Here is a 24,574-nt window from a genome sequence, read left to right on the forward strand (position 1 = left end):
AAATTGTTAATGTTTTTTACTTCAGGATGCCTTCATGCCCAAAGCAGCAATTAATACTCAGTTATTTAATAATCTAAAAACTTATTTTGGCTACGATAGTTTTAGGTTAAATCAGCAACATATTGTTGAGTCGGTTTTAAATAAAGAAGATTGTTTGGTTATTATGCCAACAGGAGGTGGTAAGTCCATATGTTTCCAGCTTCCGGCGCTCATGTTTAAAGGGGTAACTATTGTTATTTCTCCTTTAATAGCTTTAATGAAAGATCAAGTAGATGGCTTACTAGCCAATGGTATTGCTGCATCTTTTTTTAATAGTAGTCAATCTTCAGAAGAGCAATCACAAATTATAGACAGGGTTATTAATGCCGATTTAAAATTACTTTATGTCGCTCCAGAAAGTCTTGCAGGTCTTCAAAATATTTTAAATGAAACGTATGTAAGTTGTGTGGCTATTGATGAGGCGCACTGTATATCATCATGGGGGCATGATTTTAGACCATCATATCAGCAATTAGGTTTTTTAAAATCTACACTTCCTAATACACCATTTATAGCATTAACAGCTACTGCCGATAAGGCAACACGAGATGATATTAAAAAACAACTTCGTATTGAGCATGCGCAGCAATTTATATCATCTTTCGATAGGCAAAATATAGCTTTAGAAGTACGGGGAGCAAACGATAGAATTGCGCAAATTGTCAAGTTTATTAAAAGTAGGCCTAATCAATCGGGAATTATATATTGTTTAAGTCGAAAAACAACCGAGCAATTAGCTAAAAAATTAAAAACTAATAAAATTCCTGCGGAAGCTTATCATGCGGGATTAAATTTTGATAAACGTAGTAAAATACAAGAGTCTTTTGTTTACGATAAAACTCAAATTGTATGTGCTACCGTAGCTTTTGGGATGGGTATTGATAAATCGAATGTGCGTTGGGTAGTGCATTATAATATGCCTAAAAATATAGAAGGTTACTATCAAGAAATAGGTCGTGGAGGTAGAGATGGGCTAAAAGCTCATGCCTTATTGTTTCATAGCTATGCCGATGTTATTCAATTGCGAAATTTTGCTAGTGGCGCTGCCAACGAAGACGTTCAGATCGCTAAGTTAGACCGTATGAAACAGTTTGCAGAAGCCACAACATGCAGACGTAAAATTCTTTTAAGTTACTTTGGCGAATTATTAGCCGAAAATTGTGGCAATTGCGATGTTTGTAATAATCCACCACAGTTTTTTGATGGGACTATAATTGCTCAAAAAATCCTTTCGGCCATCTATCGTTTAAAGGAAAAAGAAGCTATGGGTATGATTATCGATGTGCTTCGTGGTTCGCAAAATGCTGCTGTAATAGAAAAAGGGTATCAAAATATTAGAACCTTCGGTATTGGTAAAGAAATTTCATGGAAACATTGGCAACATTTAATCATTCAACTTATAAATCAAGGGTTTTGCGAAATAGCATTTCATAAGCACAATGCCTTACAGTTAACCCAGTTTTCAAAAAATGTGTTATTTGATGGAGCCAAAGTGGCCTTAACAAAACCTGTTGAAATTCCAGAACTTAAAGCAACGGCCAAAAAAGGCAAGAAAACGAGAACAAAACTGGCTAAGCCTAAGTTAAGACAGAAAAAGAGTGATGATAGTTTGTTTGAACGCTTACGATTATTGCGTTATAAAATTGCTCAAGAAGAAGATATACCTGCTTATTTAGTGTTTAGTGATGCTACATTAAAAGAAATAGAACGTGAACGTCCGTTAAGTGATGCCGATTTTTTAAATATTAGTGGAGTAGGGCAACGAAAATTAGAGGTTTACGGCGATGAGTTTATAGCAGAAATTACCCGTTTTTTAGGATCTAAAATTAAGAAGCCTAAAAAGAGAGATACCACATTGATAACTTACGATTTATACAAACTAGGGCGTTCCATTGAAGAGATTTCATCAGAGCGAAAAATTGCTACAACAACTGTTTACTCACATATTGCTAAATTGTATAGTTCCGGTAAGGCTATAAATATTTTCGATTTTGTTTCTAAAAGTGAAGTTGAAGCCGTTAAAAAGGCTAAAGATAAATTAGATAGTCCCAAAGCATTGAGGCCTTATTTTGAGTACTTTAATGAAGACTTAGATTATTTTAAAATTAGATTAGCCTTAAGTGTTATTGAAAAGGTCTAGGTTCTACACTTTTATCTAACAAAAAGTTGAACATTATTAGCCACTGTACTTGGCCCTGGAATGCCTCCGCTATATGGGTTTATACTTCCTAAGGAGTACCACCAATTAGGGCTATTAACAGAGCCGTCTAAATACGTGTTTCCTAAGGATAATTCTAGACCACCCCAAAAGCTCCCCGATGCATCAATATTTATTGCCACATATCCTGTTACTGGTCTAGTTGGTGAAGCCCCACTTCTAGGATCAAAAGTTTGAGTCCAATGATTGGTAATTCCCAAACCAGGATAGTGAAGCCTAAATTCGTATGGTGTATTATTTTTTAATTCATCTAGTTTAGTTAAAATAGAATATTTATTAGTGGTTATGTTTGGTGTTGCTACATTAAACTCATTAGCTTCAGCATCATTAGTCCAATAACCGCCTACTGTATTATGGTTAAATACGAGGGTCCATCCTCCGCCATCGTTAGTCATATCGCAATAACAATCATAAGCAGGGTTGGAGCCATTTCCGTCTGGATCTATGGTATAAACCCCATCTGTTGTAAAACCAGCGTTTAAATACTCCAAACAATTTGATAAAACAGTTGTTACAGTAATGTCAATGTTACAAGTATCATTTTTACCTGCAAAAGTAATTGTAAACGTATCTGTTTGTTCTAGAATGGGTGTTCCAGAGCCTGTTAATGTTATTCTGTTTAAGCCTATATTACTAAATGCTCCAGAGGCAGAAAAACTGTATCCGTTTACTGTATTTGTACTTATAGTATAAGTTTCTATAACATTTACAAGAACATCAATAGTTATGGTATAAGTGCTGTTTAAGTTGGTGCCGCTGGCAAACGCTCCTGTGGCCGTTGGAGAACTACAATCTAAAGAATTTGTTGCAGCTTCTGTTAAGCATCCAGACCACGACGATCCATTATAGAATTTAAAACAACTTTCATCTAAATTATAAATAAATAAACCTTCCGCAGGATTTGCTATAGCGTTAATTTGGCCTGTAGTCATTCTAGGAGGTAAAAAACCTTGTGTAACAGATTCTACATCTAGGATGGATGAGGGGTCCGGATTGGTGGTTCCAATACCTACTTGACAAGAGATAGAGTGCATACTAAGTAATAGTATGCATACTAATAAAATATTTTTTTTCATACTGAGGGAGAACTGAAAAAATACTGATTATATGTTTTTACAAAGATAGGCAACTAATAATGAAATAAATTAAAGCGGTTTCCTTAATTTGTTTTTTCTAGTTAATAACTACTAACAATTCTCCTTTAAAATCGGAGTTAAAAGTTATATTTTGCACCTTGCATTTAAAAATGAACAAGTGAAACTTCTATTACAAGAACTTAACACTAAAGTTATAGATTGTATGGAAGCTACATGTGACTAATTAAAAAAAAACGATATCGACACATGAAAGTCTGTATAGCTGAAAAGCCAAGTGTTGCCCGCGAAATTGCTACTGTATTAGGAGCAAATACAAAGCGCGATGGCTATTATGAAGGTAATGGCTATGCGGTAACTTATACCTTTGGACATTTATGTACTTTAAAAGAACCGGTTGATTATAAACCCTATTGGAAAAGTTGGGATTTAAATAATTTACCCATGCTTCCAGAAAAGTTTGAAGTTAAAGTGTCTTCAAATTCTGGGATAAAAAAGCAATTTAATATTGTAAAAAGTTTATTTGACAAGGCAGAACTTGTAATAAATTGTGGGGATGCAGGGCAAGAGGGAGAACTTATTCAGCGTTGGGTAATGAGTGAGGCTAATTATATAGGCGAAGTAAAACGCCTTTGGATTTCGTCCTTAACTACCGAGGCTATAAAAGAAGGTTTTCAAAACTTAAAACCATCAGAGGATTACGATAATTTATACTATGCTGGTTTTTCTAGATCTATTGGCGATTGGCTATTGGGTATTAACGCTACAAGATTATACACTGTAAAACACGGCGGTTACAAGCAAGTGCTATCGGTTGGTCGTGTGCAAACACCCACTTTGGCCATGGTTGTTAATCGGTTTAAGGAAATTGAAAATTTTAAACCGCAACCCTATTGGGAATTGCAAACCTTGTATCGAGATACCTTGTTTAGCTATGAAGAAGGACGTTTTCTTAAAAAAGAAGATGGCGAGGCCTTAGCAAGTAAGGTAAAAGAAAGCGATTTTGAAATCAAATCCATTAGCAAAAAGAAAGGAAAAGAATATGCTCCAAAACTGTTCGATTTAACAGGTTTACAGGTGTATTGTAATACTAAGTTTGGCTTTTCGGCCGATGAAACTTTAAAAATTGTACAAGCTTTGTACGAGCGTAAAGTTGTGACTTATCCTAGAGTAGATACCACATTTTTACCAAATGATGTTTACCCTAAGGTGTCTGGGATTCTTCAAAAATTAACTAATTACTCGAAGTTGACACAACCTTTATTAGGGAAAAAAATAAAGAAAACATCGCGTGTTTTTAATGATAAAAAAGTAACCGATCACCATGCCATTATTCCAACTGGCATGCAGACCAACTTACAATACAACCAACAACAGGTTTACGATATTATTGTAAAACGCTTTATTGCTGTGTTTTATGATGATTGTATGGTGTCCAACACAACAGTTTTAGGACATGCGTCAAAAGTGGTTTTTAAAACTACTGGAAAAGAAATTTTAGAAAAAGGGTGGCGAGTTGTTTTTGAAGATCCTGATAAAAAACAAAAGGAGTCGGGTATTTTACCAACGTTTGAAAAAGGCGAAAAAGGGCCACATGAGCCCTCGTTTTTAGAAAAAGAAACCAAGCCGCCAAATCAATTTACCGAGGCCTCTTTATTACGAGCTATGGAAACTGCAGGTAAACAGGTAGATGATGATGAGTTACGCGATTTAATGAAGGAAAACGGTATTGGTAGACCATCTACACGTGCTAATATTATTGAAACGCTTTTTAGAAGAAAATATATAAAACGTAACAAAAAGCAGGTCTTGCCTACCGAAACAGGTATCCAGTTGATAGATACGATTAAAAATGATTTGCTAAAATCGGCGGAATTAACTGGCTCTTGGGAGAAGCAATTAAAAGATATTGAAAAGGGTGAATATAGTGCTGGTGCTTTTATAAAAAATATGAAGCGCATGGTTGATGCTTTAGTTTATGAAGTGCGTAGTGAAACAAAACGCGCTAACATATCGTATGCTACAACTATAAAAAAACGAGCTGCTAAGGTTGAGGCTAAAAAAGGCGCTGGTATTATGGCTGAAAGTTGCCCGAAATGCAAACAAGGACAAATTATTAAAGGGAAATCGGCTTATGGCTGTAGTGCTTACAAATCGGGTTGTAATTTTGTAATGCCTTTTAGTTTTTTAGATAAAAAAGTATCTGAAAAACAGTTTTTAAGGTTGCTTACAAAAGGCTCGACGGTTAATTTAAAAGGTTTTAAAACGGAGAATGGAGCTGTTGAAGGCTTGTTGCGTTTTGATGAAAATTTTAAACTGAAATTAGAGCCAAAGCAGGTAAAATCGAAGGCTAAACCTGATGAGTTAGCTTGTCCGAAATGTAAAAAAGGAACAGTTCTAAAAGGGAAAACAGCTTATGGCTGTAGTGCTTATAAATCGGGTTGCGACTTTAAAGTCACTTTTGATGATGTTAGAACGAAAATGAACGGACAAACACCAACTAAAGCGCTTGTGCATAGTATTTTGAATGGAAGTATTTAAAAAGGAGCATAGGCATTTTATAATCTTTAAGCCTTTTGGGTATTTAAGTCAGTTTGCGAGTAACGACTCCAAACAACAATCGAAAAATTTTTTAGGGAGTTTAAATGATTTTCCGGAAGGGATTATGGCTATTGGTAGGTTGGACGAAGCTTCGGAAGGTTTGTTGCTACTCACCACCAATGGTAAAATGAGTGCGCATATTAACAGCCAGAAAGTTGATAAGGAATATTACGCTCAGGTTGATGGCGATATTACCGAGGCTGCTATTGCCCAATTACAAACGGGTGTGGATATTCGGGTAGAAGGTGAGATGTATAGCACGAAGCCGTGTAAAACCTTTAAACTAGACACAACTCCTGTATTGCCTAAACGCGCTAAAAAGATACGAGATGACAGACATGGACCAACCAGTTGGGTGTCTATAACTTTAAATGAAGGGAAGTTTAGACAGGTTAGAAAAATGACTTCGGTGGTTGGTTTTCCTACGTTACGTTTGGTTAGGGTTAGAGTAGGAGGTGTTCATATAAACACTATGGATGCTGGTGAGGTTATTGAGGTTACCGAGTTTGACTTGTAAAATTTGAAGTGTAGCGGAACTGCTGAAGCTTTACGTTTATTCTAGATAAAAGCAGACTTACCCGCGTTAGGGATTGCAGTGGAAAGCCCACAGCCCGACGAAGGAGGTGGGAGGACTTGTAGCGTAAAGCCCGACCCTCGTGGTAACGCCCAAATACTCTAAGATTCTAACTTTTTTAGCTCTTTATAATTGTGGTTTAAGCGCTTTAAAAGTATACCATAAATAAGCCAATAAAATAATAGTAATACACCTATTACAACGCCTATTACCAATAAGGTTACCATAAAAATAACGGCATAAAATTTAAATACTTCGCCACTTGCCGATGCTAGTTCTAGCTTGCTTGAAAATTCGGCATTATGATTAAAGTTATAAAAAACACCTATAAATGCACCAATAAAAAGTGATGCCAGGTTGAAAATGACGTAATGTTTTACGGTTTTTCTGGTTTTTAAGATGTTCTCCATTAGGGTTTTGGAGCTATCGGTAGTTGAGATGTTTTTGTAGTTTTTATAGAATAAATAGAAAAAATAGATTAGTACCGCATAGCTTATTATAGTTATTGGGATTAAAATATGGTTAATGTTTAGCTCGTCTATTTTGTTAGAATATACACTTCCTTTAAAGGCAAATGAGATGGATAGCCAAAACCCGAATTCGAGGAGGCTGATTATAAATATCCATTTTACGATTGAGGACGATTTTTTTAAAATCATCTTGTAAATATCGTTATAGGAAAGCTTAGGGTAATTGCTGTTACCCTTTTTCCAGTCTTTTTTTAATAAATCTAATTCATCCATAATGTTACGGATTTAGTATGGCTTTAAGTTTCGTTTTAATTCTGTTCATTTTTACACGAGCATTAACGGAACTTATACCAAGTGTTTCACTAATTTCTTTATAGTCTTTGTCTTCTAAATATAAAAAGACCAATGCTTTTTCAATATCGTTTAGTTGATGTACTGCTTTGTATAGGGTTTTTAATTGCTGTTCTTCGGTATCATCATAATCTTCTGCCTTTATTTTAAATTCTACACCAGCGTAATCTTGCGTGTTTATGGTGCGTTTAGATTTTCGGTAGAGTGTAATTGCTGTATTTAATCCTACGCGATACATCCAAGTACTAAATTTGGCATCACCACGAAATTTTGGATATGCGCGCCAAAGCTGTATGGTTATTTCTTGAAATAAATCGTTATGGGCGTCATAATTATTGGTGTACAAACGGCAAACTTTGTGCACAATATTTTGATGCTTTTCTAGCAATTCTACAAAACTATGTTCTAGCTCTTTATTCAATGGTGTGGTTTAGTTACTCTATAAGTAGTTTAAAATTTAAAAATGTTACAAGTAAATGAAAATTTAATTTTAAGACTAGCGTTTTTATATAAATATTGATTTTGAAAGGTGGCAAATTTAAGAACAAAAAATAGCCGTTTAAAAAGTTATTTATTTTAAACGGCTTGATTTTTATGGTGTTAAGTTTTTGTATTCTAGTATAAGACTAGAAATTAAAATTTAATCGATGCATTTTAATTTATCTATAAAAAATTCTTTATACTCTATAAAGTTTATGTCTTTGGTGCCCTTAGTTCCTTTTAAAATGATAGATTTAATTGGCGAACTTTTTAATGCACTTTTTTGATCGTTAGTTAAAATGGCTTTAAAATGAAAGATTTCACCACATTCAATATCCCATGAATGATAAAACATAACGGTACGATTATTTTCCAGAGTTATTTTTAAACTAGAACGCTGATTAGGAAGGTATGAAGCGCAACCTAAATCTTCAGATAAATTAAAAAATAGATTTGATTTAACACCTTGTTGATATAATTCGGCTGTTAATTTATTAGAAATACTATATTCTTCTGTTCTTTTGGTTGTTATGTTATAGAATCTATCATAGTCATTAATTTGATAGTGACACTCATTTCTATATTTCATTCTTTCTGCTAAAGCAATGGCTTCGGCATCTTGTTCCTCAGGTTCAGAATTCATAGTGTTTAGAGCTAAAGCGGTACTTCGTCTTAAAGCTTCAAGTTCTTGTCTTTCCTTCTCTATCATTTTAGCAATAGAATCGTTCTGTCTTCTTAATTCTATTAATTGTTGTTCTTCTTTTTCTCTTGCTTTTGCTATAGAGTTGTATTTGCTCGCTTCGTTTACTTGTTTTCTAATGGCATCGCGTTCCGCTTTAATGGCTGATACCCTACGCTTTTTAATCTCTAACTGCTTTTTAGTTTCAAGTTCGGTTGTAGCCGCAGTCTTTTTTTGTTTTTCTAATTTTCGTTTAGCTTCCAGTGCAGCTTTCTCTTCAGCTTCTTTTTTTTGCTTTTGTATTTCTAGTTGTCTTTTAGCTTCTAGTGCCGCTTTTTGTTCAGTTTCTTTTTGCTTTTGAATTTCTAGTTGTCTTTTAGCTTCTAGTGCCGCTTTTTGTTCAGTTTCTTTTTGCTTTTGAAGTTCCAGTTGTCTTTTATTCTCAAGAGCAGCTTTTTCTTCGGCTTCTTTTTGTTTTTGAAGTTCTAGTTGTCTTTTAGCTTCAAGAGCGGCTTTTTCTTCAGCTTCTTTTTGCTTTTGAAGTTCCAGTTGTCTTTTAGTCTCAAGAGCCGCTTTTTCTTCGGCTTCTTTTTGCTTTTGAAGTTCTAGTTGTCTTTTAGTCTCAAGAGCCGCTTTTTCTTCGGCTTCTTTTTGCTTTTGAAGTTCTAGTTGTCTTTTAGCCTCAAGAGCAGCTTTTTCTTCGGCTTCTTTTTGCTTTTGGAGTTCTAGTTGTCTTTTAGCCTCAAGAGCAGCTTTTTCTTCGGCTTCTTTTTGCTTTTGGAGTTCTAGTTGTCTTTTAGCTTCAAGAGCAGCTTTTTCTTCGGCTTCTTTTTGCTTTTTAAGTTCTAGTTGTCTTTTAGCCTCAAGAGCAGCTTTTTCTTCGGCTTCTTTTTGCTTTTTAAGTTCTAGTTGTCTTTTAGCTTCTAGTGCAGCTTTCTCTTCCGCTTCTTTTTGCTTTTGGAGTTCTAGTTGTCTTTTAGCTTCTAGTGCCGCTTTTTCTTCGGCTTCTTTTTGTTTTTGAAGTTCTAGTTGTCTTTTAGCTTCAAGAGCGGCTTTTTCTTCAGCTTCTTTTTGCTTTTTAAGTTCTAGTAGCATTTTAGCTTCTAGTGCTTCTTTAGCAGCGGCTTTCTTTTGTCTTTGAATTTCTAATAGCTGTCGCTTAGCTTCTTCTTCAGCTCTAGCTTGTGCCTCTTTTTGTTTTAAAATTTCGTGTTGTCTCTTAGCTTCTTGAGCCGCCTTAACTATAGAGTCGTTTCGTTTGTTTTCAAGGATTTTTCGTTGCTTAATTTCTTCAATTTTTGCAATAGAATCTAAACGTCTTTGTTCAATCTGTTGCAATTTCTCTTGCTCTTCTCTTATATAAGATTGCGATTTTTCTTGTCTTTGCTTTCGTTCCTGAATGGCTTTTTCACGCTGTTCTTCTTCATGATCAAAATATAAATCCATCATTTGCTCGTTAACAAATAGGTATTGGTCTTTTACAAAACCAACGAAATCTTTATATTTTACCTTATAAGTAAAGTTGCCTAAAAATGCTGTTACTATGCATTTTTGGTTTTCGTTAAACTCAGCAATAATTTCAGAACCGTTAGATTCTGATTTATAGATTTTGCCGTCTTGGGAGAATTTTGTTGAAATATTAGCTTCTTCTTGACCGTAAAGCTGAACGGAGAAGCTAATAAATATTAGGAGCGATAGGTAAAAATACTTAACCATAGGGAGGGTTTAGATTTGTAGGACAATTAATAATTAGTGTAAATGTACTGTATGTAAATAAAAAAATGCAAAAATTAAGCCAAAATGCATTTTTTACCTATTAACCTAAAGCATTTTTGGTTATATACGCTCTCCAGCCTATAATTGCTAGTTGAAATTTTGTTGCTTTGGTAATATCTAATTTACTTTTAGTGTAACTTGGTAAGATAATTTTGTTAACCTTGGCTAAAACCTTGAATACTTGCTTTTTCACTTTTTTCATTATTAAGGTACAAAAATAGTAAAACTTATTCTAGACTAAGCTCTACTTTGTTTTTGGTTTAAATAATCGAAACAATATAAATTATTATATCAATTAATAGTTTGGCAAGTGTAATCATATTTTAGCGTTTTAAAAGTTAGTTAAAAGGGGTATTTATTTCAATGTTTTTTGAAGATATAGGTTTGGTGTTATGTCTACCAAGAATTTTTTGTAAAAACAATGAATTTAAATGCGTATTTGTAAGTTAAATAATGCTTTTGGTTTTAATTTTTGTGTGACTTCCTTTATATGAGTTTTAATATGAAATTAAAAAAGGTAACTTTAATGATTATATGTAATAATTATAGACTGTTTTGGAAACAATTTTTATGTTTCAAGGGGTGTTTTGTTTATAAAGTATAGATTTTATTGTGTTTCATCATTTTAAGAATAGAAAATGATTTTTAGTTTATAATTTTATCAAGGTTATCTTACTTGTTTTAAAACTAAAATTTAAGTTTTAAAAAAAAATCACTTTTAGCTTTTTACTTTCTTTTATCTTCGCAAAAAAAAATATTATTTATGAGTATTCTTTGGGTTATCCTTGGTTTTGTTTTGTTAGTGGTAGGGGGCGAGTTTTTAGTAAGATCTTCTGTAGCCTTATCATTTAAGTTTAACATTTCAAAAATGGTAATTGGTATGACGGTGGTTTCGTTTGCCACTTCTGCACCCGAATTATTGGTGAGTTTGCAAGCGGCGCTTTCTGGGTCGCCAGCTATTGCTATAAATAATGTTGTAGGCTCTAATATAGCTAACATAGGTTTAGTTTTAGGAATTACGGCTATGGTTGGTGCTATTGCAGTAGATAAGTCGTTTTATAAGCTTAATTGGCCTGTAATGATGGTCTTTTCGATGGTATTGTATTATTTTTTGAAGAATGATAATGTATTATCTGCCATTGAAGGTGGTATTTTGTTTTCGGGACTTATTGTCTTTTTAGTTTACCTTATTAAGACAGCAAAAAAAGATGTGGTTGTAGAAGAAGTTGATGATACTTTATCTACAGTTTCAAACTTTAAAATAGGTTTATGGTTATTAATAGGAGCTGCAGCGCTTTATTTTGGAAGTGAATGGCTTGTTTTTGGAGCAAAAGATATTGCTACGTCTGTTGGTGTTAGCGAAGCTGTAATAGGAGTGTCTTTAATAGCTATAGGTACAAGTGTGCCAGAATTAGCGGCATCGGTTATTGCGGCAGCAAAGCAAGAGAAAGCTATTTCGTTGGGGAATTTAATTGGTTCCAATATATTTAATATTGCATCTGTGCTTGGTTTAACGGCTATGGTAAAACCTATTCCGGTTACAGAACCGCAAATATTATCGAGCGATATTTTTTGGATGCTTGGTTTTTCGGCAGTATTAATACCGCTTATATTTTTACCAAAACGTTTGCAGATAAGTAGACTTAAAGGATTCTTTTTAGTGATTTGTTATGGTGTTTTTATGTTTTTGGTGTTTACACATGGACAGCTTTAAGCTATGCAAGTTCTCTTTATAATTTTTCTTGTTTTTTAGATATTAATCGAGTTGATCAGGATAATACACCCTGCAAAAACTACTAGACTTTCATTCCAGTAACCTCATGTTAGCAAACAAGCCCGCGTTAGGGATTGAACGGCATGTTTTAGCTCCCTGACTTTTTAGGAAGGAGCGAGTAGTGAAAGCCCGATCCTTGTGGTAACCTACCTTCCGGCAGGCAGGCGCCAAAATTTTAATACATTACGTGTTACATTCGATATATTTTTAAGTGAAAAAAAAAACGCCAACAAATAAATGTTGGCGTTTTTTGTATGAACAAAACTGAATCTAAAATAATTATATTTTAGCAGATTTAACAGTTTTAATAATTCTTCCTGCAATTTTGTAAGGATCTCCGTTAGATGCTGGTCTTCTATCTTCTAACCAACCTTTCCAACCTTTCTCAACTGTAATAATTGGAATACGAATTGAAGCACCTCTATCCGAAACTCCATAAGAGAAATCTGTAATAGCTGCAGTTTCGTGTAATCCTGTTAAACGTTGATCGTTAAACTCACCGTAAACAGCAATATGTTCTTTTACTACAGGACGGAAAGCTTCACAAATAGCTTCGTAAGTTTCTTTGGAACCACAAGTTCTTAAAACTTCGTTAGAGAAGTTTGCGTGCATACCAGAACCATTCCAATCCATATCTTTACCTAATGGTTTTGGGTGGTACTCAATATAGTATCCGTATTTTTCAGTTAAACGGTCTAGTAAATATCTAGCAACCCAAATTTCGTCTCCCGCTTTTTTAGCGCCTTTTGCAAATAATTGGAATTCCCATTGTCCAGAAGCAACCTCTTGGTTAATACCTTCAAAGTTTAAGCCAGCTTCGATACATAAATCTGCGTGCTCTTCAACTAAATCTCTTCCGTGTGTGTTTTTACCACCAACAGAACAGTAGTACATACCTTGTGGTGCAGGGTATCCTCCAATTGGGAAACCTAAAGGTAATTGAGTTTTAGTATCCATGATAAAATACTCTTGCTCAAAACCAAACCAGAAATCATTATCATCATCATCAATGGTAGCTCTTCCATTAGAAACGTGAGGCGTACCATCTGCATTCATAACTTCAGTCATAACTAAGTAACCGTTGATTCTGTCTGGATCTGGGTATATAGCTACAGGAACTAATAAACAATCAGAAGAACCTCCTTCAGCTTGTCTTGTTGACGAACCATCAAAAGACCAGTTTCCTATTTCTTCTAAAGTTCCTTGAAAGTTTTCATGCTCTTCAACCTTGGTTTTACTTCTTAAATTCTGTGTTGGGAAGTAACCATCCAACCAAAGATATTCTAATTTAATTTTTGCCATAATGAATATTTTATAAATGAAATATTGATAATAATATCACAAATATATATTTTTATATTTTTACTTCATATTTATAGGGGGTGTTTTAATAAATTGATGACTTATTTTTATTTATACCCTATTAAATTCAGCTTTATTTTAAAAAAAGATGATTTTTTAATAAAAATACTGAAAAAAGCTTAAAAGTTTATTTTAGGAGTAGCGTTTTTACCTGCAAGCTGTTTATTTTTGTCTAACAATTTATTATCAAACTAATTAAATTACTACGCCAATGTCTACATTAAGATTTCACGCCATTAAAGAGTCGCTTAAAATTAAACCTATTTTGGTTGAAGAGAAGGAGCGTCGTTCGGATTTATTTGGAAAAAATGTGTTTAATGAAAACGCTATGCGTCATTACTTAACAAAGGATGCCTTTAAGGGGGTTATGAATGCGATTAAGTATGGTAAAAAGATTGATAGAAATATAGCAGACCAAGTAGCGTCGTCCATGAAGGATTGGGCCTTAACAAAAGGTGTTACGCATTACACACACTGGTTTCAGCCATTAACAGGAACAACTGCAGAAAAGCACGATGCCTTTTTTGAAACTATTGGCGATGGCATGGCGGTAGAGAAGTTTGGTGGTTCGCAATTGGTGCAACAAGAACCCGATGCGTCAAGCTTTCCTAATGGAGGTATTAGAAACACTTTTGAGGCTAGAGGCTATACAGCTTGGGATCCAACATCGCCAGCATTTATTTATGGTACAACCCTATGTATTCCTACTATTTTTGTGGCTTATACGGGTGAAGCTTTAGATTATAAAACACCACTTTTAAGAGCTTTAAATGCGGTAGATAATGCCGCAACTGCAGTTTGTAAATATTTTGATAAAAACGTAAAAAAAGTAAGCTCATCTTTAGGTTGGGAGCAGGAGTATTTTTTAATAGATAAATTAATGGCTGCCAGCAGGCCAGATATAGCATTAACAGGTCGTACTATGCTTGGGCATTCTGCAGCAAAAGGGCAACAGTTAGACGATCATTATTTTGGTTCTATCCCTACACGCGCTTTAAATTTTATGCGCGAACTGGAAACCGAGTGTATGCTTTTAGGAATCCCTGTAAAAACTAGACATAACGAAGTAGCACCAAACCAATTTGAGTTGGCGCCTATTTATGAGGAGGCTAATTTGGCTGTCGATCATAATTCCTTATTAATGGATATTATGGGGCGTATAGCATCGCGCCATAATTTTAAAGTGCTATTACACGAAAAACCTTTTGCAGGCGTAAATGGCTCTGGGAAGCATAATAACTGGTCCTTATCAACCGATACCGGTGTAAATTTATTAGCACCAGGAAAAACACCAATGAGCAACCTGCAATTTTTAGCCTTTTTTATAAATACCATAAAAGCGGTACATACGCACGAGGCCTTGTTAAGAGCAGCCATAGCATCGGCTAGTAATGATCATAGGTTAGGGGCAAACGAGGCGCCACCAGCAATAATATCAGTGTTTATTGGCGAGCAATTAACTAAAGTTTTAGAGGAGCTAGAAGGTGTTACAAAAGGTAAATTATCGCCTCAAGAAAAAACCGAATTAAAACTAAATGTAGTAGGTAAGATACCCGATGTTTTATTGGATAATACCGATAGAAATCGTACGTCGCCATTCGCATTTACGGGTAACAAATTTGAGTTTAGAGCCGTAGGTTCATTGGCTAATTGTGGTAACCCAATGACGGTTTTAAACACTATAGTAGCCAAACAACTTCAGGATTTTAAAATAGAGGTGGATGCCCTTATCGATAAAAAAGATTTAAAAAAGGACGAAGCTGTTTTTAATGTTTTAAGAGAATATATTAAATCGTGTCGCCCTATTTTATTTGAAGGTAACGGTTATGGTGCCGAGTGGGAAAAGGAAGCTAAAAAACGCGGATTAAGTAATAACCGAAACACGCCCGAAGCCTTAAAAGCAAGAGTGTCGAAAGCATCCATTGCCTTATTTGAAGAAATGAATGTCATGAGTAAAATAGAAACCGAAGCTAGATACGAAATCGAGGTTGAAGCCTACATTATGCACATACAAATAGAAAGTCGAGTTTTAGGCGATATTGCACGAAACCATATTGTGCCAACAGCTGTAAAATATCAAAATATTTTGGTTGAAAACGTACGCGGATTAAAGGAGATTTTCGAAGAAAAATACAACAGCGTATCTAAGGAGCAAATAAATCTTATAGAGGATATATCGAGCCATATAGAGGGCATTAACGTTAATGTAAATAAAATGATTGACGCCCGAAAAGCAGCCAATGCCTTAAAAGATATAGAAAAGAAAGCAGACGCTTATTGCCATAAAGTAAAACCTTTGTTTGATGATATTCGTTACCATTGCGATAAACTAGAGTTGTTGGTCGATGACGAGATTTGGCCACTAACCAAGTACCGCGAAATGCTTTTTACTAGGTAGTTTGTTGTTACTCTGAGATGTATCAAGAAGTTGGGCGTTACCCGAAAAGAGTCGGGCTTTTCACTATATCTTTTTTTAAATGGTGTAGCCAGCAAAAAGGACGTGCCTATCTGTTATATTAAAGACATAAATAAAGTCTATGTTTATTAGTTTAAAAAAAGGATGCCGTTTCAATCCCTAACGCTGGTTTGATTGCTAGGTTTTGTTAATTTTAATTCTATTCTCGGTCTTGTATTCATGTTTTACTCTATTCAGAAATGTTGCTTCCACATTGGCAATAATTTGTTGTAGTGTTGCCTATATGTTTCACATCTTGTAAGTATGAATAATTTTTCTTACGCCAACAAAGTGTTTTCTTAATGGTTTAAAACCGGTTAATAAAACCTGTTTCATATTTCAATTAATGCCTGTTATTTTTAAAATATTGCTTTACTTTTGCAAAACAATACAACATTATGAGTCAAGAAGTTTCAAAACGATACGCACAACGAGGTGTTTCGGCATCAAAAGAAGATGTTCACAATGCTATTAAGAATATAGACAAAGGATTATTTCCTAAGGCATTCTGTAAAATAGTTCCAGATTATTTAACCAACGATGATGATTATTGCTTAATCATGCATGCCGATGGTGCTGGTACAAAATCGTCTTTAGCCTATATGTACTGGAAAGAAACTGGCGATGTATCGGTTTGGAAAGGTATTGCTCAAGATGCGTTAATTATGAATATTGACGATTTACTTTGCGTAGGCGCAACAGATAACATTATGCTATCGTCAACCATAGGAAGAAATAAAAATTTAATTCCTGGCGAAGTGCTTTCGGCTATTATTAATGGAACAGAAGAGCTGCTTGCTGATTTAAAATCCTTTGGTGTAACCATTCATTCTACAGGAGGCGAAACTGCCGATGTTGGCGATTTAGTGCGAACTATTATTGTAGATTCTACAGTAACGGCAAGAATGAAACGTGCCGATGTTATTGATAATGCCAATATTAAAGCTGGCGATGTTATTGTTGGTTTAGAAAGTTTTGGTCAAGCCTCTTACGAAAAAGCATATAACGGTGGTATGGGAAGTAACGGATTAACTTCTGCCCGCCACGACGTGTTTAGTAAATATTTGGCCGAAAAATATCCAGAAAGTTTTGATTCTTCGGTACCTGAAGATTTGGTATATTCTGGCGGTGTTAAATTAACCGATTCGGTTGAAAATGCACCTATTGATGCTGGTAAACTAGTATTATCGCCAACAAGAACATATGCCCCAATTATAAAGAAAATATTATCAGAGTATAATGGCGATTCCATACATGGTATGGTACATTGCTCGGGAGGAGCACAAACTAAAATTCTTCACTTTGTTGATGAGTTTCATATTGTAAAGGATAATATGTTTCCAATTCCTCCACTATTCAAATTAATACAAGAACAATCTAAAACCGATTGGAAAGAAATGTACCAAGTGTTTAATTGCGGACACCGAATGGAATTATATGTCTCACCAGAAGTAGCCGATAGTATTATCGAAATTTCTAAATCATTTAATGTAAATGCTCAAATTATTGGTAGGGTAGAAGCTTCAAAAAATAAACAGCTTACAATAAAATCGGAGTTTGGGGAGTTTAAGTATTAAAATTATTCAATTTTAGTCAATTACGGAATAGTTTTTGATGCTAAAAAAAATTTAATGCTAACCCAACAACAATGAAGTATTTATTAGTTATTTTAATTACGCTCTGTTTTCAGTTTTCAAATGCACAACCAGATTCTCTTTTTATAAAAGAAAAAAAGGTTAAATATGTTGGCCCACAGTGGAAACAAGAAAATAAAGGTACAGTCGATATTAATCAAGTCTCATTTACTAATTGGAATTCTGGTGGTAGTACATCTATTTCGGGTTTGTTAGGTTTGGTGTCGTCTTTAAATTACACAGATAAATTCTTCAACTGGAAAAATAACGTTAACATTCGTTACGGAATAAATAAGCAAGAGGCAAGAGAAACTAGAAAAACCGACGATTTATTTGAGGTAAATTCTAATTTGGGATATAACCCAAACGATGGTATTTCAAACTGGTTTTACTCCGCGCGTCTTAATTTTAGAACACAGCTAACCAACGGTTTTAATTATCCCAATAAAAAAGATCCTATTTCAAGACTGCTAGCTCCAGGATATTTGTTTTTTGGAGGTGGTATGGAGTACGGTAAAAACATCGATAAGTTATCGTTTTACTTTTCGCCAATTACCTTAAAAGCTACTTTTGTTTTAGATGAAGATTTGGCTAACGCAGGATCCTTTGGTGTTACACCAGCGGTTCTTGATTCTGAAGGAAATATTATTGTTCCAGGAGATAAGGTTAGAAAGGAAGTTGGTGTTTTGGTTACCAATAGTTACGAAATGGAAATCATTGAAAACATTAACGTAAAAAACCAAGTAAGTTTATATTCCGATTACGTTAATAACTTTGGAAACGTAGATTTAGATTGGCGAATAGATTTTGATTTTAAAGTAAACTCTTTTGTTAGGGCTACTCTAGGATCGCATATTAGGTACGACGACGATGTTAAAACTCAAGTTCCAACAGAAATTGAAGGGGAATTTGACGAGGCAGGTGCAAAAGTGCAATGGAAACAATTTTTAGGAGTTGGTTTTGCTGTAGATTTTTAGAGTTCTATACAAAAGCACATTGTGCTAATTGTTTAAATTTTATAGTACCTTACGCTATAAATCAAGCCGTAAAAAACTAAATATAACACTTAATCACTACCAAGAAACTACAGGTTAAAATACTGTCAATTATATAAAGCTGCGCTACTAGTTTTAAATTAGAAACACCAACCATTTTATAGAATCCTATTCTTTTTCTCATATTTATATCGTTTATAATCCAATAGTATATAAACATTAAAAAGAGCTTAGTTAAAAGCGCAGGTAATATTTGTGGTACTACCGCGGTGAGGATAATAGTAGCGAAAAAAGACCACATGGCAAGTGCTTTGTAATATATTAATATGGCTTTAAACTGCTGTAACATATAGCGCATAACGTTTGTGTAACTGAATATATTTTTCAAAGTGGTAAAGAAATTTTTAATAATGATAAATTCATAAATTATCGTATTTTTGATATCCAATTAAAAAAGGCAGATGTTAGAGAAATTACAAATAGTAAAACAGCGTTTTGATGAGGTTAGTGATTTAATTATTCAACCAGATATTATTACAGATCAAAAACGCTATGTTGAACTAAATAGAGAGTACAAAGACTTACGTTTATTAATGGATAAGCGCGAGTTATATATAGAACTTACCAATAATTTGGCTGAGGCAGAAGAAATAATTTCTGATGGCAGTGATGCAGAAATGGTAGAAATGGCCAAAATGCAGTATGATGAAGCTAAAGAAAGCATTGCTAAATTAGAAGAAGAGATAAAAGTACTATTAATCCCTAAAGATCCAACAGATTCTAAAAATGCGGTTGTTGAGTTACGTGCAGGAACCGGTGGAGATGAAGCGAGTATTTTTGCAGGCGATCTTTTTAGAATGTATACTAAATACTGTGAGAGTAAAGGCTGGAAAGTAGATACTGTAGATTTTAGTGAAGGAACCAATGGTGGTTTTAAAGAAATTCAGTTTGAAGTTACTGGTAATGATGTTTACGGTACTTTAAAGTTTGAAGCCGGTGTACATCGTGTGCAACGTGTACCTCAAACCGAAACTCAAGGTCGTGTGCATACAAGTGCAGCAACGGTAATGGTGTTTCCAGAAGCCGAAGAGTTTGATGTGGAAATAAACCCTAAAGATGTAAGAATCGATTTTTTCTGTTCTTCTGGTCCTGGAGGTCAGTCTGTAAATACGACGTATTCAGCGGTGCGTTTAACACATATACCAACAGGTTTAGTGGCGCAATGTCAAGATCAAAAATCGCAGCATAAAAATAAAGAGAAAGCATTTAAAGTATTACGTTCTCGTTTATACGATTTAGAACTTGCTAAGAAATTAGAAGAAGATGCTGCCTTACGTGGTACCATGGTAACTAGTGGTGATAGAAGTGCTAAAATTAGAACGTATAATTATTCACAAGGACGTGTTACAGATCACAGAATCGGATTAACACTTTACGACTTGTCTAATATCGTAAATGGCGATATTCAAAAAATTATAGATGAATTACAATTAGCTGACAATACTGAGAAGTTGAAGGCTGGAAGTGATCAAATTTAAAAAACAACTAAGTGACAACAAGCCAATTAGTTCAGCAAATCAAAAAAAAGAAATCCTTTCTATGTATTGGATTGGATGTAGATTTAAATAAAATACCACAGCATCTTTTAAAGGAGGATGATCCCATTTTTGCTTTCAATAAAGCTGTTATTGATGCTACAAATCACTTATGTGTGGCTTATAAACCTAATACAGCCTTTTACGAGGCTTACGGTATTAAAGGTTGGCAAGCTTTAGAGAAAACAATTAATTATATAAACGAAAATCACCCAGAAATATTCACAATTGCTGATGCTAAACGAGGCGATATTGGGAATACGAGTACCATGTATGCTAAAGCTTTTTTTGAGGATTTAGCGTTCGATTCTGTTACTGTTGCACCGTATATGGGTAAAGATTCGGTAGAGCCGTTTTTAGCCTTCAACGATAAACATACCATTATGTTGGCCTTAACATCCAACGAAGGTGCATTCGATTTTCAAACTAAACAAATTGATGGTAAAGAAGTGTATAAGCATGTTTTAGAAACTTCTAAATTATGGAAAAATGCAGAGAACTTAATGTATGTGGTGGGCGCTACAAAAGCAGAGTATCTGGCAGATATTAGAAACATTATTCCAGATAGTTTTCTTTTAGTTCCTGGTGTTGGCGCTCAAGGCGGAAATTTGCAAGACGTGTGTAAATACGGAATGAACGATAATGTTGGGTTGCTAATTAATTCATCAAGAGGTATTATTTACGCTTCAAATAATGAAGATTTTGCTCAAATGGCGGCCCATAAAGCTGAAGCACTGCAAAAAGAAATGGCTTTGATTTTAAAATAGTTAAGACGACTTCTAAATTTTATTTTGAATTCCAGTGGCTTTGCGATAAAAAAACAGAAATTATTTTAAGTAATTAATTTTAATCTTTATCATTCCTGTGGCGTCAGGAACCCACCTATGGAACTTGTAGATCAAATCAACAGAACTATTTATTTTAAAGACGCGCCTAAACGCATTATATCTTTAGTGCCAAGTCAAACGGAGTTACTTTGCGATTTAGGTCTAGAACCTTATTTAGTGGGCGTTACTAAATTTTGTGTGAATCCGCATCATATTAAAACTAAAGTTGCTGTGGTTGGTGGCACGAAGCAAATTCAAATAGAAAAAATTAAGGCACTTAAGCCAGATATTATTCTTTGTAATAAGGAAGAAAATACTAAGGCTATTGTGGAAGCCTGCCAATTAATTTGTACCGTGCATGTATCGGATATTTTTAATGTTGAAGATAGCGTAGCGCTCATTAAGCAATACGGTTCTATATTTAATAAAAAGCAAGAAGCACTTTTAATATCTAATACAATTGAAAGTGAAATGGAAAGTTTCAACGTGTTTATTCTAAATAAGCCCGTTTTAAAAATCGTTTATTTTATTTGGAAAAACCCGTGGATGGTTGCAGCCAATAATACTTTTATAGACTATTTGCTTAAGCTAAATCATTTTGAAAATGTTTTCGCATCAAAAATGCGATACCCAGAAATTGATATTTTAGATCCTGCATCAAATGAAAACGTAGACCTTGTTTTACTTTCATCTGAACCTTTTCCGTTTAAAGAAACGCATAAAAAGGAGTTGCAAGAAAATTATCCTAATGCCAAAGTCGTTTTAGTTGATGGCGAAATGTTTTCTTGGTACGGTTCTAGACTTACAAAAGCGTTTACTTATTTTAAATCGCTCCGTTTAAGTCTTCAGAATACTGCACTTTAGTAGTATCATCTACAAAATTAGCTATTCTTCTTTCTATTTCTTTTAAGCTTATGGCTTTACTAAGGTTTGGTTTTATTTTACCAACTCTACAAAATTGTGTATTCATATACGTTCTTTTGTATAAAGTACGTGTAAATGAAGCTTTTAGACGTTATCGATACGTTAAAAAATCATTAAAATAACGGCGAAAAAAAACCGAATAACGTGTATTCGGTTTTTAATTCATTTTTTTGGGTAAAAACTTAATCTTGTAAAGCAAATACTTTACGTAATAAGTCTGTAGTTCTAGATGATGCTTTGGTTCGAATATCTTTTTCTTCAACAGCAATCATAGTAAAAACACCTTTTAAAGCTTCTCCTGTTACATAATCCGTTAAGTCAGGATTTACATTGTTTGTAAATGGAATGCTGTTGTATTTGTTAATTAAATTAGACCAAATCTCGTCGGCACCAACTTTACTAAAAGAGTTTTTAATTACCGGGTTAAATTTAGCGTAAAGCGCATCTTGAGTTTTTGATGTTAAAAACTGCGTAGCGGCATCATTATCTCCTAATAAAATATTTTTTGCATCATCGAACGTTATGCTTTTTACAGCATCAACAAAAATTGGAGTAGATTCTTTTACAGCATCTTCAGCAGCTCTATTTAATACTTTTAAACCTTCATCGGCTAAATTGCTTAATCCTATATCGCGTAACGCTTTATCTACTTTGGCTAATTCTTCTGGCAATAAAATTTTAACTAGGTCGTTTTTAAAAAAACCATCAGTTTGAGTTAGTTTTGTAACCTGTTTATCAATTCCTAAATCTAATGCTTGTCTTAAGCCAGATGCTATTTCAGTATTTCCAATAGTCCCACTTTGTGGTAATTGGTTTACAACTTGTTGTAATTCTGCGCAAGCAGTGAAATTAAGTACTAAAATAATAGCTAAAATTTTACGTATCATGGTTTTGGGTTTTATATTTTGGCAAATATATATTTTAGTTTTTAAAGTATATTTATAAAATACTATTTTAGCATAATATTTGCAATGTTTATATTGTTATAGCATTAAGTCGCCTTTAAAAATGAAATTTAATAAAATCACGCTTAGTTTTTTATTTTTATTATGTGCCAAAATTAGTTTTGGACAAATAAATATTTCTGAACAAATTCAGCCTTCCTCATTAGCTAAGCAAGATGCTAATGCTTTGTATTTTGTCGATTTTTGGGCAACATGGTGCGGACCATGTATTCATGTGTCTAAATATTTAGAATCCTTGCAAGAGCAATACCCAAATAATTTTTATGTGGTGTCCTTAACTAAGGAAAGTCCAGATATAGTAGATCGTTTTATGAAAAAGCATAAAATGAATTTAGCAGTAGCTATTGATTATGAAGGTGAAACTTTCAAAAAAAATAATGTACGTAGTTTACCTTATGGTATTCTTTATAATGCCTATGGTGACGAACTTTGGAAAGGACATCCGGCCGATTTAAAAGGCTATCAAATTGGTGGTTTTTTAAATAAGAACAAAAAAACAATTCCAGTGTCCGAAATGATTAAGCTACATGAATATGAGAAATTTGTTGTTGTAGAAGAGGAGATTCAAGAAGATGAACTTATTATTACCAATTTAAATTTTGTTGAAGATAATAGCGAATTAAGAACAAGTGAACATAAATCTTATTTAGAACTTAAAGGTGATCTAAAAGCTATACTTGCTTATACTTTAAATAGCCATAGAAATCAAATTGAAATTCCAGATGAGTTAAACAAATCTTACGAAATACGATTTAAACTTGATTCTCGTGCTTATTTTGAGCAAACTAAAATGCTTTTAAAGAAGTTGAAACTAAAGAAAACGGATACTGAATTAGAGGGCGAAGTTATTGTGTTCGATATTAAAGATCCTCGTTTTTGGGGAGATAATGAAATTGATTGGGGACCAGATACACCTAAATTTTTAATAGGAGATTCCGAAATTAAAGCAGATGGTGTTAGTTTAGAAGAAGTGAAGTACAAACTTATTAATCTGTTAGATACGCCTATAGTATTGCGTCATGATAATATTGATGTGAAACTTGTGCATGATTGGGATATACACTACAAATATTTCGATTTAATGGTGTCTGGAATGTGGGATAGTTATGGTATTGATGTGGCCAAGAAAAGCATTAAGTATCCTAAGTATGTGATAACTAAAAGAGGTTTCTTTTAGTAGCTATCACTTTCCTATACGTTTTGCTAATTTATTCTTTTGTATACCTGCTCTAGGTGTATATGCTCTCGTGTTTTTCTGCCCTACTAGATTGTTATTATTATTATTATTATTATTCAATATGTTAAGCTTATGTGTGCCTATTGAAAGGTCGTGCGTAAATGTAAAAGCTGTTGTTTTAATAGCTTAATTACAGATTGTCCTATTATTAAATAATTATATGTTTTGTTCTAGAGGTGTTACTAGTGCTAATGCTATATTTATTGTATTAGTTAGTTAGTTAGTTAGTTAGTTAGTTAGTTAGTTAGTTAGTTAGTTAGTTAGTTAGTTAGTTAGTTAGTTAGTTAGTTAGTTAGTTAGTTAGTTAGTTAGTTAGTTAGTTAGCGGTGATGATGTTTTGCTTTCTTCTTTCTACAATCTAAGGTTCTTAATTGGCTTACAGTAATTATTCATTTCTAATATAACAGCGTATTCTTAACACTTTAATCGTGTTGCTTTTTTATTATAGAGTGAGATAGGAGATAAGTAGAATACTTAAGTTATATCCATAAAAAAAGCCTGTGAAATAATTTCACAGGCTTTAT

General features: G+C 33.8%; 19 protein-coding genes. 11 read left to right on the forward strand and 8 right to left on the reverse strand.

Annotated features, from left to right (window positions below):
• Positions 1 to 34: 34 nt before the first annotated feature.
• A complete protein-coding gene (gene recQ, locus AAFN75_RS11755) occupies positions 35 to 2,179 on the forward strand; it encodes a DNA helicase RecQ (protein WP_411806498.1) in 2,145 nt (714 codons plus the stop codon).
• 11 nt (positions 2,180 to 2,190) lie between these two features.
• Here the strand turns inward: recQ and AAFN75_RS11760 are convergent, their stop codons facing one another.
• Positions 2,191 to 3,333 carry a fibrinogen-like YCDxxxxGGGW domain-containing protein gene (locus AAFN75_RS11760; protein WP_411806499.1) on the reverse strand — a complete coding sequence of 381 codons (1,143 nt, stop codon included), beginning with the start codon at positions 3,331 to 3,333 and terminating at the stop codon, positions 2,191 to 2,193.
• Between the two features lie 267 nt (positions 3,334 to 3,600).
• Between AAFN75_RS11760 and AAFN75_RS11765 the strand changes: the two genes are divergently transcribed.
• Together AAFN75_RS11765 and AAFN75_RS11770 are read left to right on the forward strand one after the other, a co-directional pair.
• Entirely contained in the window at positions 3,601 to 5,892 is a 2,292-nt protein-coding gene (locus tag AAFN75_RS11765) for a DNA topoisomerase 3 (protein ID WP_411806500.1), read from the forward strand.
• The gene (locus tag AAFN75_RS11770) at positions 5,879 to 6,469 is read left to right on the forward strand and encodes a pseudouridine synthase (protein WP_411806501.1); all 591 of its coding nucleotides are present in this window, start codon (positions 5,879 to 5,881) and stop codon (positions 6,467 to 6,469) included. The genes AAFN75_RS11765 and AAFN75_RS11770 overlap by 14 nt, the downstream gene beginning before the upstream one ends.
• Before the next feature lie 158 nt (positions 6,470 to 6,627).
• Here the strand turns inward: AAFN75_RS11770 and AAFN75_RS11775 are convergent, their stop codons facing one another.
• The 4 genes from AAFN75_RS11775 to AAFN75_RS11790 all read right to left on the reverse strand — a co-directional run bounded on the left by AAFN75_RS11775 (position 6,628) and on the right by AAFN75_RS11790 (position 10,475).
• Positions 6,628 to 7,269, reverse strand: coding sequence for a hypothetical protein (locus tag AAFN75_RS11775; RefSeq protein WP_411806502.1), 642 nt, complete (start codon positions 7,267 to 7,269; stop codon positions 6,628 to 6,630).
• Between the two features lie 4 nt (positions 7,270 to 7,273).
• Positions 7,274 to 7,768 (reverse strand): RNA polymerase sigma factor, encoded by a 495-nt coding sequence (locus AAFN75_RS11780; protein ID WP_092851761.1) that lies wholly within the window; start codon positions 7,766 to 7,768, stop codon positions 7,274 to 7,276.
• A gap of 219 nt (positions 7,769 to 7,987) precedes the next feature.
• The gene (locus tag AAFN75_RS11785) at positions 7,988 to 10,222 is read right to left on the reverse strand and encodes a hypothetical protein (protein WP_411806503.1); all 2,235 of its coding nucleotides are present in this window, start codon (positions 10,220 to 10,222) and stop codon (positions 7,988 to 7,990) included.
• Between the two features lie 100 nt (positions 10,223 to 10,322).
• Positions 10,323 to 10,475, reverse strand: a complete 153-nt coding sequence (locus AAFN75_RS11790) for an SsrA-binding protein (RefSeq protein WP_144117365.1) — start codon at positions 10,473 to 10,475, stop codon at positions 10,323 to 10,325.
• Between the two features lie 570 nt (positions 10,476 to 11,045).
• Between AAFN75_RS11790 and AAFN75_RS11795 the strand changes: the two genes are divergently transcribed.
• The gene (locus tag AAFN75_RS11795; RefSeq protein WP_411806504.1) at positions 11,046 to 11,996 is read left to right on the forward strand and encodes a calcium/sodium antiporter; all 951 of its coding nucleotides are present in this window, start codon (positions 11,046 to 11,048) and stop codon (positions 11,994 to 11,996) included.
• A 339-nt stretch (positions 11,997 to 12,335) separates the two neighbouring features.
• On the opposite strand, the gene AAFN75_RS11800 is transcribed toward AAFN75_RS11795, so the two are convergent.
• A complete protein-coding gene (locus AAFN75_RS11800) occupies positions 12,336 to 13,358 on the reverse strand; it encodes a glutamine synthetase beta-grasp domain-containing protein (protein ID WP_411806505.1) in 1,023 nt (340 codons plus the stop codon).
• Positions 13,359 to 13,629: 271 nt separating this feature from the next.
• Here AAFN75_RS11800 and AAFN75_RS11805 point away from each other — a divergent pair, with 271 nt between their 5' ends.
• From AAFN75_RS11805 to AAFN75_RS11830, 6 genes are all read left to right on the forward strand, one after another.
• A complete protein-coding gene (locus AAFN75_RS11805; protein WP_411806506.1) occupies positions 13,630 to 15,816 on the forward strand; it encodes a glutamine synthetase III in 2,187 nt (728 codons plus the stop codon).
• A gap of 455 nt (positions 15,817 to 16,271) precedes the next feature.
• The gene (locus tag AAFN75_RS11810; protein WP_411806507.1) at positions 16,272 to 17,450 is read left to right on the forward strand and encodes an AIR synthase related protein; all 1,179 of its coding nucleotides are present in this window, start codon (positions 16,272 to 16,274) and stop codon (positions 17,448 to 17,450) included.
• A 71-nt stretch (positions 17,451 to 17,521) separates the two neighbouring features.
• Positions 17,522 to 18,484 carry a DUF3078 domain-containing protein gene (locus tag AAFN75_RS11815; RefSeq protein ID WP_411806509.1) on the forward strand — a complete coding sequence of 321 codons (963 nt, stop codon included), beginning with the start codon at positions 17,522 to 17,524 and terminating at the stop codon, positions 18,482 to 18,484.
• Between the two features lie 479 nt (positions 18,485 to 18,963).
• Positions 18,964 to 20,040, forward strand: a complete 1,077-nt coding sequence (gene prfA / locus AAFN75_RS11820; protein ID WP_144116862.1) for a peptide chain release factor 1 — start codon at positions 18,964 to 18,966, stop codon at positions 20,038 to 20,040.
• Between the two features lie 11 nt (positions 20,041 to 20,051).
• Positions 20,052 to 20,864 carry an orotidine-5'-phosphate decarboxylase gene (gene pyrF / locus AAFN75_RS11825; RefSeq protein ID WP_411806510.1) on the forward strand — a complete coding sequence of 271 codons (813 nt, stop codon included), beginning with the start codon at positions 20,052 to 20,054 and terminating at the stop codon, positions 20,862 to 20,864.
• 117 nt (positions 20,865 to 20,981) lie between these two features.
• A complete protein-coding gene (locus AAFN75_RS11830) occupies positions 20,982 to 21,788 on the forward strand; it encodes an ABC transporter substrate-binding protein (RefSeq protein ID WP_411806511.1) in 807 nt (268 codons plus the stop codon).
• Here the strand turns inward: AAFN75_RS11830 and AAFN75_RS11835 are convergent.
• Both AAFN75_RS11835 and AAFN75_RS11840 read right to left on the reverse strand, forming a co-directional pair.
• Complete coding sequence (locus tag AAFN75_RS11835) at positions 21,748 to 21,894, reverse strand: hypothetical protein (RefSeq protein ID WP_172625888.1); 147 nt, start codon at positions 21,892 to 21,894, stop codon at positions 21,748 to 21,750. The two genes, AAFN75_RS11830 and AAFN75_RS11835, sit on opposite strands and share 41 nt — an antisense overlap.
• 136 nt (positions 21,895 to 22,030) lie before the next feature.
• Positions 22,031 to 22,735, reverse strand: a complete 705-nt coding sequence (locus tag AAFN75_RS11840) for a DUF4197 domain-containing protein (protein ID WP_411806512.1) — start codon at positions 22,733 to 22,735, stop codon at positions 22,031 to 22,033.
• Positions 22,736 to 22,856: 121 nt separating this feature from the next.
• On the opposite strand from AAFN75_RS11840, the gene AAFN75_RS11845 reads away from it, so the two are divergent.
• Entirely contained in the window at positions 22,857 to 23,990 is a 1,134-nt protein-coding gene (locus AAFN75_RS11845) for a TlpA family protein disulfide reductase (protein WP_411806513.1), read from the forward strand.
• Positions 23,991 to 24,574: the final 584 nt, after the last annotated feature.

The sequence above is a fragment of the Algibacter sp. AS12 genome, assembly GCF_046736315.1.
GTDB lineage: Bacteria > Bacteroidota > Bacteroidia > Flavobacteriales > Flavobacteriaceae > Algibacter_B > Algibacter_B amylolyticus.

Coding starts and splice junctions, on each gene's coding strand:
- recQ (WP_411806498.1), top strand. CDS start 35: ATGCCCAAAGCAGCAATTAATACTCAGTTATTTAATAATCTAAAAACT.
- AAFN75_RS11760 (WP_411806499.1), bottom strand. CDS start 3,333: ATGAAAAAAAATATTTTATTAGTATGCATACTATTACTTAGTATGCAC.
- AAFN75_RS11765 (WP_411806500.1), top strand. CDS start 3,601: ATGAAAGTCTGTATAGCTGAAAAGCCAAGTGTTGCCCGCGAAATTGCT.
- AAFN75_RS11770 (WP_411806501.1), top strand. CDS start 5,879: ATGGAAGTATTTAAAAAGGAGCATAGGCATTTTATAATCTTTAAGCCT.
- AAFN75_RS11775 (WP_411806502.1), bottom strand. CDS start 7,269: ATGGATGAATTAGATTTATTAAAAAAAGACTGGAAAAAGGGTAACAGC.
- AAFN75_RS11785 (WP_411806503.1), bottom strand. CDS start 10,222: ATGGTTAAGTATTTTTACCTATCGCTCCTAATATTTATTAGCTTCTCC.
- AAFN75_RS11795 (WP_411806504.1), top strand. CDS start 11,046: ATGAGTATTCTTTGGGTTATCCTTGGTTTTGTTTTGTTAGTGGTAGGG.
- AAFN75_RS11800 (WP_411806505.1), bottom strand. CDS start 13,358: ATGGCAAAAATTAAATTAGAATATCTTTGGTTGGATGGTTACTTCCCA.
- AAFN75_RS11805 (WP_411806506.1), top strand. CDS start 13,630: ATGTCTACATTAAGATTTCACGCCATTAAAGAGTCGCTTAAAATTAAA.
- AAFN75_RS11810 (WP_411806507.1), top strand. CDS start 16,272: ATGAGTCAAGAAGTTTCAAAACGATACGCACAACGAGGTGTTTCGGCA.
- AAFN75_RS11815 (WP_411806509.1), top strand. CDS start 17,522: ATGAAGTATTTATTAGTTATTTTAATTACGCTCTGTTTTCAGTTTTCA.
- prfA (WP_144116862.1), top strand. CDS start 18,964: ATGTTAGAGAAATTACAAATAGTAAAACAGCGTTTTGATGAGGTTAGT.
- AAFN75_RS11830 (WP_411806511.1), top strand. CDS start 20,982: ATGGAACTTGTAGATCAAATCAACAGAACTATTTATTTTAAAGACGCG.
- AAFN75_RS11835 (WP_172625888.1), bottom strand. CDS start 21,894: ATGAATACACAATTTTGTAGAGTTGGTAAAATAAAACCAAACCTTAGT.
- AAFN75_RS11840 (WP_411806512.1), bottom strand. CDS start 22,735: ATGATACGTAAAATTTTAGCTATTATTTTAGTACTTAATTTCACTGCT.
- AAFN75_RS11845 (WP_411806513.1), top strand. CDS start 22,857: ATGAAATTTAATAAAATCACGCTTAGTTTTTTATTTTTATTATGTGCC.